General features: G+C 71.1%; 8 protein-coding genes. 2 read left to right on the forward strand and 6 right to left on the reverse strand.

Features of this window, described 5'->3' with window-relative positions:
* Positions 1–120: 120 nt before the first annotated feature.
* Positions 121–1,110, forward strand: a complete 990-nt coding sequence (locus tag C5E05_RS19535) for a Gfo/Idh/MocA family protein (RefSeq protein WP_104342895.1) — start codon at positions 121–123, stop codon at positions 1,108–1,110.
* 18 nt (positions 1,111–1,128) lie between these two features.
* Here the strand turns inward: C5E05_RS19535 and C5E05_RS19540 are convergent, their stop codons facing one another.
* From C5E05_RS19540 to C5E05_RS19565, 6 genes are read right to left on the reverse strand one after another with little or no spacing between them, the layout of a single operon-like run.
* Positions 1,129–2,109: an ornithine cyclodeaminase family protein gene (locus C5E05_RS19540; RefSeq protein ID WP_104342896.1), complete on the reverse strand. Its 981-nt coding sequence runs from the start codon at positions 2,107–2,109 to the stop codon at positions 1,129–1,131.
* Positions 2,106–3,320 carry an amidohydrolase family protein gene (locus C5E05_RS19545; RefSeq protein ID WP_258064930.1) on the reverse strand — a complete coding sequence of 405 codons (1,215 nt, stop codon included), beginning with the start codon at positions 3,318–3,320 and terminating at the stop codon, positions 2,106–2,108. Before C5E05_RS19545 ends, C5E05_RS19540 begins: the two co-directional genes overlap by 4 nt.
* Positions 3,317–4,855, reverse strand: a complete 1,539-nt coding sequence (locus C5E05_RS19550) for an ABC transporter substrate-binding protein (protein WP_104342897.1) — start codon at positions 4,853–4,855, stop codon at positions 3,317–3,319. Before C5E05_RS19550 ends, C5E05_RS19545 begins: the two co-directional genes overlap by 4 nt.
* A gap of 36 nt (positions 4,856–4,891) precedes the next feature.
* A complete protein-coding gene (locus C5E05_RS19555) occupies positions 4,892–6,520 on the reverse strand; it encodes an ABC transporter ATP-binding protein (protein ID WP_104307654.1) in 1,629 nt (542 codons plus the stop codon).
* The gene (locus tag C5E05_RS19560; RefSeq protein ID WP_104244204.1) at positions 6,517–7,407 is read right to left on the reverse strand and encodes an ABC transporter permease; all 891 of its coding nucleotides are present in this window, start codon (positions 7,405–7,407) and stop codon (positions 6,517–6,519) included. Before C5E05_RS19560 ends, C5E05_RS19555 begins: the two co-directional genes overlap by 4 nt.
* Positions 7,404–8,321: an ABC transporter permease gene (locus C5E05_RS19565; RefSeq protein ID WP_181059763.1), complete on the reverse strand. Its 918-nt coding sequence runs from the start codon at positions 8,319–8,321 to the stop codon at positions 7,404–7,406. Before C5E05_RS19565 ends, C5E05_RS19560 begins: the two co-directional genes overlap by 4 nt.
* Before the next feature lie 177 nt (positions 8,322–8,498).
* Here C5E05_RS19565 and C5E05_RS19570 point away from each other — a divergent pair, with 177 nt between their 5' ends.
* Positions 8,499–9,221, forward strand: coding sequence for a GntR family transcriptional regulator (locus C5E05_RS19570; protein WP_181059765.1), 723 nt, complete (start codon positions 8,499–8,501; stop codon positions 9,219–9,221).
* Positions 9,222–9,329 lie beyond the last annotated feature (108 nt).

Consider the following 9,329-nt stretch of genomic DNA (forward strand, 5'->3'; position numbering starts at 1 on the left):
CTTCCCTGACTCCCATCGGGGCGCCTGCCCCTGCACCGCTGCATCCAGAACCTACCGCCAAACACGACGCTCGCGGTCGGGCTGTGGATGGGTGCGAGCCTGCTCCGGTAGTTTCGCGTCATGCAGAAGACCAGGTGGGCGATCCTCGGACCGGGTGCGATCGCGGAGTCGTTCGCGACGTGGCTGCCCAGCTCCGAGCACGGCGAGCTGCGGGCGGTCGCGAGCCGCGACCCGGATCGCGCGGCGGCCTTCGCGGCGCGCTACGGCGCGGAGGTCTCCGGCAGCTACGCGGACATCCTGGCGCGCGACGATGTCGATGCCGTGTACGTCGCCACGGTGCACACGACCCACGCCGAGCTCGCGATCGCGGCGCTCGAGGCGGGCAAGGCCGTGCTCTGCGAGAAGCCGCTCGCGCCGAGCGCCGCCGAGACCGAGCGTGTCCTCGCCGCCGCCGAGCGCGCGGGCCTGCCCGTCGTCGAGGCGTACAAGCACCGCTTCAGTCCGCTCGCTCGCGCGATCGACCAGCATCTGAAACGGCGGCAGGTCGCCGCCCCGATGCAGGTGCGCGCAGAGTTCGGCTTCGCAGCGGGCGGCAGTGACGGCCGGCTGTTCGACCCGGCGCTTGCAGGCGGGGCGATCTTCGACGTCGGCGGCTACCCCGTCTCCTTCGCGGTCGCGGCGGCCGCTGCAGCTGGCGTCGCGCTCGAGGGCCTAACCCTCGAGGCCGCGCACGGACGAGTCGAGAGGGGCGTCGACGTGGACGCCTCCGCACGGCTGGCGGCGGTGGGCTTCACCGCCTACGTCGACTGCTCCATCGGCACCCAGCTGTCCAAGCGGGCCGACATCGTCGGGGATGGGGGCTGGATCACGCTCGAGAACGCGTTCGGCGACCGGAACCACTCGCCGAAAACCCTCGACCACTTCCACGACGGGCAGCGGGACACGATCGAGGTGGCGCAGGTCCACCCGTTCGCGGCCGAGGCTGACGCGGTCTCCCGCGCCCTCAGGGGCGGGCGGCTCGAGTCGCGCGCCATGCCGTGGGAGCAGACCCGCACGGTCGCGCGCCTCCTGGATGCCTGGCACGCGACCGTGATGGCCGGGGCCAGATAGCCGAGCCCTGGCCGATCCTCAGCCGTTGAGATCGAGCTCGATCCCGACACCCCGCACGCGGGCCTCACGCACGAGGAGGTCCGCGATGGCGAGGTCCTGAGCGCCGATGCCGACGGAGTCGAACAACGTGATCTCGTCGGCGCTCGTCCGCCCGGGCCGCAGCCCAGCCAGCACCTCGCCGAGGGTTCCGACGAGGTCGTCGAGGCTGAGCGCACCCTCCGCGACCGCAAGCATCAGATCGCCCGATTTCGTGCGCGCCGTCGCCAGGTCGTCGACCCACACGGACGATCGCGACATGGTCAGCGCATCCACCTCGCGCTCGTCGGCTCGTGGCCTGGCGCCGACGACGTTGAGATGCTGTCCGGGGCGCAGCCACTCGCCTCGCACGATCGGGCTGACCGATGGGGTGAGCGTGCACACCGTGTCCGCCACCCCGAAGACGCGCTCGCACGAGTCGACGACCTCGATGGCCCCCGACCAGTCGAGCGACTCCGCGAGCGCGACCGCCCGCGTTCTGGTGCGCGACCAGATGACGAGGCGATCCCAGTCGCGCACGCCTCGCAGCGCTTCGACGTGCTCCCGCGCGAGCCCGCCGGCGCCGACAAGGCCGAGGACGCGGCTGTCGTCGCGGGCCAGGGCCCGCGTGGCGACGGCACTCGCGGCTGCCGTGCGCACCCGGGTCGGCACCCCGCCGTGCAGCAGGGCGACCGGGGCTCCCAGCTCGCGGTCGAGCACGGTGATCATGGAACGCTGCGTCGGCAGCCCCCGCGCCGCGTTGTCGGGGACGTCGGCGAGCAGCTTGACCGCGGCGGTGCCGGTGGCCTCCGAGAGTGCCGACATGAGCACGTAGCGGCCGGTGCCTGCCTCCGTCTTCATGGAGGTGGGCGGCGGCTGGTCGGCGCTGCCTCGCGCGATCTCGGAGAAGATCCTCGCCACGGCACGCTCGGTGGCCGGTCGGTCGACCAGCGGCTCCAGCTGCGAGGCGGTGAGCACGATCACGCGGTGCCCACGAGTTCGAGCGCGTCTGCCACGACCACGCCGCCGAAGAGCACGGTGCGATCGGGGAGGCGGTCCATGATCGCGCTGGTCACGGTCTCCCCCTCGATGAGCTGCAGGTCGGCGGGGTCGCCGACGGCCACGCCCGGCCGGTCGAGCGCGCCCTGCAGCGCTGGCGCGGTGCCGAGCACGGAGCGGCCGCCGATGGTGGCGATGGCGATGCAGTGCTCGATGTCGGCGTCGCGGCGGAAGCCGTTCGTGAAGGCCAGCTGCCAGGTGCGGTCCAGCATGTCGGCGTTGCCGTACGGCGACCAGTAGTCCCGCTGCCCGTCCTGGCCGAGGCCGAGACGGATGCCGTGCTCCGCCAGCAGGAGCGTCGGCAGGGGCTTGGCCGGTGCGATGGTCGCCCAGGAGATGTCGAGCTCGGCGAACTGCTCGACGAGGGGGACGAGCTGCTCGCGCGGCAGCTCGCCGAGGCCGTAGCCGTGGGAGATGGTCACTCGTCCGGTCATGCCGAGCGCGCGGGTGCGCTCCACGATGAGCTCGGCGGAGAAGCGAGCCAGCTGATCGGGCTCGTGCAGGTGGATGTCGATGGGGGCGTCGTAGCGCTCGGCGAGTCCGAAGACCAGGTCGAGGTGCTTGGCGGGGTCGCGGTCGAGCTGGCACGGGTCGATGCCGCCGACCACGTCGGCCCCGGAGCGCATGGCCTCCTCGAGGAGCTCGAAGGAGCCTTCCTCGCGGAGCAGACCGGCCTGGGGGAAGGCGATCACCTCCACGGTGGCGCGGTCGCGGTGCTGCTGCTTGGCGGCGAGCACCGCCTCGAGCCGTTCGAGTCCCGCATCCACGTCGACCTGCGCGTAGCTGCGGGCGCTCGTCGTGCCGTGGGCGATCATGCGCGCCAGCGTTCCGCTCGTCCGCTCTTCCATGGAGACCTCGGCCTCGCGCCAGTTGACGCGGTCGTTGAGCATCATTCCCCAGACCCCGGGGCTGCCGGTGTGCGGGCGGAACGGCAGGCCGATGCGCGTGGAGTCCAGGTGCACGTGCACGTCGGCGAAGGAGGGCAGCAGGATGCGGCCGCGACCCTCGATCACCGTCTCGCCCGGCTCCGGTGCTGTGCCGGGCGGCAGGATGGCGGCGATCCTGCCGTCCTGCAGCCGGACGTCGGCCGGCTTACCACCCCAGGGGCGGGCGTCGCGGATCAGCGCGGCGCTCAACGGAAGCTCGTCTGGGTGAAGTCGAACAGGCCGTCCGCGCGGGGCGTCCAGTCGAGGTCGGGGTCTGCTGCGTAGTTGTTCATGGGCACGTAGAGCGGCACGAAGTATCCCTGTTCGTTGCTGTAGTTGAGGAGCTCGGCGAAGACGTCGAGGCGTTCCTCGCCGGTGACGGCCCGCTGTTCGGCCGCGAGCTCGGCGGTGCGCGGGTCCTGCGCGTAGTTGTTGTTGCCTGCGGTCTCGTAGAAGTCGGTCAGCGGGAGGTCGCCGTCGACCGTCGAGGGCGCCCAGGTGTTGAGGTAGATGCCCTGCATCTCCTTGCTGCGGACCTTCAGCGTGTGGGCCTGCTGGTCTGCGCCGCGGAGCTCGACGGTGATGCCGACCTCGGCGAGCGACGCCTGGATGGTCTGCGCGACCTCCGAGGAGAGGGGGATGCGTCCGTCGGTCGCGTAGTCGAAGGGAATCGACTCACCCGCGTAGCCGGCTTCCGCGAGGAGCTCGCGAGCCCGCTCCTGGTTGTAGCCGGGGTCAGTCACGTCGTCACTGTAGCCTTCGACGGCTGGCGCGAGCATGGCGCTGGCGGGTTCGGCGAGGCCGCCGAGCAGCCCGCCGGTGATGGCTTCCTTGTCGATGGCCAGGGCGATGGCCTCGCGGATGCGCACGTCGGTGAGCACTCCGCTGGTGGAGTCGACGCCGAGGAAGACGACGCCGTTCGACAGGGCGGAGAACACTTGCGCGGAGCCCTGCCCGTCGACCGAGGAGACCTGCGTGGGTCCGATCGGCGCGACATCGAGGCTGCCGGAGAGCACCCCGTTGACGCGCGACTCGTCGGAGGAGACGGGCTGCAGCGAGATCTGCTCGATGGCGGGGGCCTCGCCCCAGTAGTCGTCGTTGCGAGCGAGGTCGTAGGAGACACCGGTCTGGATGCTGTCGAAGACGTAGGGGCCGGATCCGATGGGGTCCTGGGCGAAGGCGTCGGCGCCCGCCTCCTGGTAGGTGTCGGCGGGCACGATCGAGATGAGCGAGGTGTTGCGCGGGAACGCCGAGAACGGCGAGTTGAGGGTGAAGCGCACGGTGAGCTCGTCGACAGCCTCGACCGACGCGACGGAGCTGAGGTAGGCGAAGTTCTCGCCGGTCGGGTCGTCGAGGATCGTCTGGTACGAGAAGGCGACGTCTTCGGCGGTGATGGCCTCGCCGTTGCTGGCGGTGACACCCTCGCGCAGCGTGAAGTCCCACTGCGTGAGGTCGTCGTTGGAGGTCCACTCGGTGGCGAGCTTCGGTGCGAGCTCGCCCTCGGCGGTGATCGCGACGAGCTGGTCGAAGGTGTGGAAGAACACCGACAGCACGACGAGAGCTCCCGAGCGGATCGGGTCCATGGAGCTCGGGTCGGTGGGGATGGCGGCGACGATCTTGGTGGGCGTCTCGCCTTCGGCGCTGGTGGGTTCGAAGCCACCTGCGCAGCTGGTGAGCAGGAGGGTGCCGGTGGCGGCGAATGCACCGGTCGCGAGGAGGCGACGTCGGAGGGCGTGCTTGGGCATGGAGTTCCTCAGTTCGGTGGGGGGGGGGTCGGTGGGTCAGGAGACGGGAAGCGGATGCGCTCCGCGGCGCGCCCCGTCGAGGCGGGGCACGGCGTCGAGGAGCTGTCGGGTGAACGGGTGCTTCGGGGAGGTGAAGATCTCAGCAGTCGGGGCCTCCTCGACGATTCGCCCCTCCTGCATCACGACGACGCGGTCGGCGATGCTGCGCACGACGCCGAGGTCGTGTGAGATGAAGAGGTAGCCGAGCCCGTGCTCGCGCTGGAGTGCGTCGAGCAGCTCGAGCACCTGCGCCTGGATCGACACGTCGAGGGCCGAGACGGGCTCGTCGAGCACGAGCAGCCGTGGGCGAAGCGCCAGGGCGCGCGCGATGCCCACACGCTGGCGCTGACCCCCGGAGAGCTGAGCAGGGAGGCGGGCGCCGTGCTGCTCGTCGAGGCCGACATCGGCGAGCAGGCGGGTCACGGTCCCTCGGTCGTAGGCGTGCCGGATGCGCAGGGGCTCGGCCACGAGGTCGTGCACGGTCAGTCGCGGGTCGAGCGCCGAGTACGGGTCCTGGAAGACGATCTGCGCGCGTTCCCGCTCCGCCGCGCTGCGCGCCGCGAGCTCGTTGTGCACTGCGACCCCGCCGAGCTCGATGCTGCCTGCGGCGGCGGGTTGCACGCCGAGCACGGCCTTGGCCAGCGACGACTTGCCGCATCCCGATTCCCCGACGACGGCGACCGTCTCACCTGCCGCGATCCGCAGCGAGACGCCGTCCACAGCCCGCACCGGCTGCCGGCGGCCGTGTACTCGGTACTCGACCACGACGCCGTCGGCGACCAGCGCGTCCGGCTCTCCGGGGCGCACGGCGCTCGCGGAGCGCTCGCTCTCGGCGGGGATGGCCGCCATGAGGCGCTTGGTGTAGTCCTCGGCGGGGTTGTCGAGCACGGCGCGTGTCACGCCGGTCTCCACGACCCGGCCGTGGTGCATGACGGCGAGCCGGTCGCTGTTCTCGGCGACCAGGCCGAGGTCGTGGGTGATGAGCACGAGCGCCGAACCGGTGCGCTCGCGCACTTCGGCGAGCAGGTCCATGACCTGCGCCTGCACCGTCACGTCGAGGGCGGTGGTGGGCTCGTCGGCGATGAGCAGGAGCGGGTCGTGGGCGATCGCCATCGCGATCATGGCTCGCTGGCGCATGCCGCCGGACCACTGGTGGGGTCGGGCGGCGGCACGCTCGGCAGCATCCCGCACGCCGACCGCGGTCAGCAGCTCAACGGCGCGCTCGCGCGCCGCGCGTCGGCTCATGGGCTGGTGCACCCGCACCGCGGCGGCGACCTGCGCGCCGACCGCGCGGAGCGGGTCGAGCGAGGACATCGGGTCCTGGAACACCATCGCGGCGGTGCGTCCGCGCAGACCGCGCAGCTCGCGCTCGCGCATCCAGATGTCGGCCTCCGTGTCGACGAGCACCGTTTCGTCGAGCAGGATGCGGCCGGCGGCGATGCGGGTGCCAGCGGGCAGCAGGCCGAGCGCGGCGAGCACGGTCAGGCTCTTGCCCGAACCGGACTCCCCGACCACTCCGAGCGATTCGCCGCGGTCGACCTGGAGCGTGACGCCGTCGACGAGCGTGCGTGGTGCCTCGCCTGTCGTCTCGATACGCAGGTCCTCGATGCGCAGTACCGGATTCATCGCATGCCTCCCTTCCGCAGCAGCGAGCCGCGGGTCTCTGCTGTGAACTGCTGGCTCAGGAACTGCACTCCGCCGACGGCGAGGAGCATGACGATTCCTGGGAGGAGCGACAGCCAGGGGTCGCTGCCGAGGTGACGCTGGCCGTCAAAGATCATGCCGCCCCAGCTCGGCACCGGGGGCTGCACGCCGAGGCCGAGGTACTCGAGCGAGGAGGTGATGAGCACGATCGTGGCGAGGTCGGTGGCGGCGATGATGAGCGTGTGCGGCCAGATGTTGGGCACGATGTGGCGGGTGAGCACCCAGATGGTGTCGCCGCCCTGGGTCAGTGGCGAGACGACGAAGTCCTGGCGTCGCAGCGAGGCAGCGACGTTGCGCGTGACCCGTGCGTAGCCGACCCACCAGGTGCAGCCGAGCACCAGGATCGTGAGCCCAGCGCTCGGACGCAGGACGGCGCAGATGGCGATGAGCAGCAGGACGACGGGCATGGCCAGCGTCACGTTGCTGAGCAGCGTCACGAGCGCTTCGAGTCGCCCGCCGAAGTAGCCGGCGAGGATGCCGACGGTGCTGCCGATGAGGGCGTTCATCACCACGATGAGCACGGTCATGCCGAGCGTGACCGCCGAGGCGAGCGCGATGCGATCGAGGAGGTCTCGGCCGAGGGCGTCGGTGCCGAGCGGATGCGCCGGATCGGTGAACGGGGGCAGCATCGCGGCGCGCAGGTCCTGCCCCATCGGGTCGAAGCCGGGCAGCATCGGCACGATGGCCGTGAGGAGCAGCACGGCGCCGATCATGATCGCGCCGACGACGGCGCCTGGGCGCAGGCGCAGGCGACGCGGCACGGGTGCGACCGGGCTGACGGGGGTGACGGGGGTGATCTGAGCGGTCATGCTGCGGCCGTCCTCGTGTCGATTCGGCGGACGAGCACGTCCACCGCGGTGTTGACGATGACAAAGGCAAGCGCGACGAAGACGAGGCCGGCTTGGACGATCGGGAAGTCACGGTGGCTCACTGCCGTGGTGAGGAGCTGGCCGAGTCCCGGCCAGGCGAACACGACCTCGACCACCACGGTGCCGCCGAGCAGTCCACCGAGGTTGAGACCCGCCATGCCGAGCACGGGCAGCGCCGCGTTCGGCAGCATGCGGGTGAATAGCACCGTGGAGCGCCGCTGTCCCTGCGCGATGGCGGTGCGCACGTAGTCCTGACCGGCCTGCTCGCTGAGGGACGAGTCGAGCAGGCGCAGGTACATGACGAACTGGCCAGTGGCGAGCGTGAGCACGGGCAGCACGAGGCTGGCGTAGCTGTTCCGCCCGAGCGAGGGCAGCGCGCCGAGCAGCACCGAGAAGACGAGCACCAGGAGCAGCGCGAAGAAGAAGTCCGGCACCGACTGGCGCACGGCGCCGGCCCACCCCACCACGGCGCGCAGGGTCCGGCTGCCGGTGAGCTGGATGGCAAGCGCTGCGGCGAGGGCGAGCACGAGTCCGATGACGAAGGCCCAGAAGGCCAGCTCGAGCGTCGCGGGGACCCGCTCGAGGACAAGTCCGAGCGCTGACTCGTGCAGCCGGTACGAGCTGCCGAAGTCGCCGGTGACAAGACCGGCGAGGGTGTCGAGGTATTGCACGATGAGGGGGCGGTCGAAGCCGAGCGCGGTGTTGAGCGCATCGACCTCGGCCTGCGTCGCGTTGTCGGGCAGGAGCAGCGCACCGGGCTCACCGGTGGCGCGGCCGAGCGCGAAAGCGATGGTCACCACGGCGAGCACGGTGGCGACGGCGAGGGCCAGTCGGCGGGCGATAAACGGGAGCACGTCGGCGACGCTATGCGACCACCTGCGCGCTTCGGCACGAAGTAACACGCTCGTCACACAGTTCTTACCCTGGCGTCACGTTTGCATACCAAAACGGCAATTCAGCGCTGCCAGGGCCGCCTTAAGGGGGTATTGGCATTCCAAAAGTGACATCGCGACCGTGCCAGAATGGTCCCCATGAGCCTCGAGCCGACCCCAGCACGCATCGCGCACGCCCTCCGCGAGCAGATCATCACGGGCGAGCTCGCGATGGGGTCGAAGCTCAACGAGCGCGAGATCGCGGAGCGACTCGAGGTATCGCGCATCCCCGTGCGGGAGGCGCTGCCGATCCTCGAGTCCGAGGGGTTCATCACCTCGCAGCCGCGTCGCGGCGCCGTCGTGCACATCCTCACCGTCACCGACGCGATGGAGGTGTTCGACCTGCGCCGACAGCTCGAGCCGATGGCCTCCGCCTTCGCCGCCAGGCGGGCGCAGGCCGGCGCCGACGTGGGCCCGATGCTGGCGGCCCTGCAGTCGGCACACGGCGGGTCGACCTCAGACGCCCAGTCGGACGCACCGCCTTCGACGCGCAACTCCGACCTGCACGAGGAGATCATCGCGCTCGCCGACCACGCGCTCCTGCGCCGGGTCACGAAGCTGATGAGCGGACGCGTGCGCTGGCTCTTCCGCCTCACGCCGCAGCGCGACACCGCGGCGATGTGGGTCGAGCACCGCGAGATCGTCGACGCGATCGTGGCGGGCCAAGCCGACGTGGCAGAGCTGCTGACGGCCGCTCATGTCGAACGCGGCCGCATCGAGTCCATGCCGCTCCTCGAGGCGCGGCTGCCGAGCGAGGCCCCGGCGACGAAGGTGCGCCGTCGACGCGCCACCCCCACCCCTGCCCCCGCCGCCGAAAGCTGAGTTGTGGTCGCTTCCGGGCGGCGTTCCCGACTGCGCGTCTGGTTTCGCCCTCGATGTTACGCTCGTCTGAGGCTCGCCGCGTGCGCCCCTCTGTGGCCGGCGGTGGGC

The organism is Pseudoclavibacter sp. AY1H1, assembly GCF_002931055.1.
Taxonomy (GTDB): Bacteria; Actinomycetota; Actinomycetes; order Actinomycetales; family Microbacteriaceae; genus Pseudoclavibacter.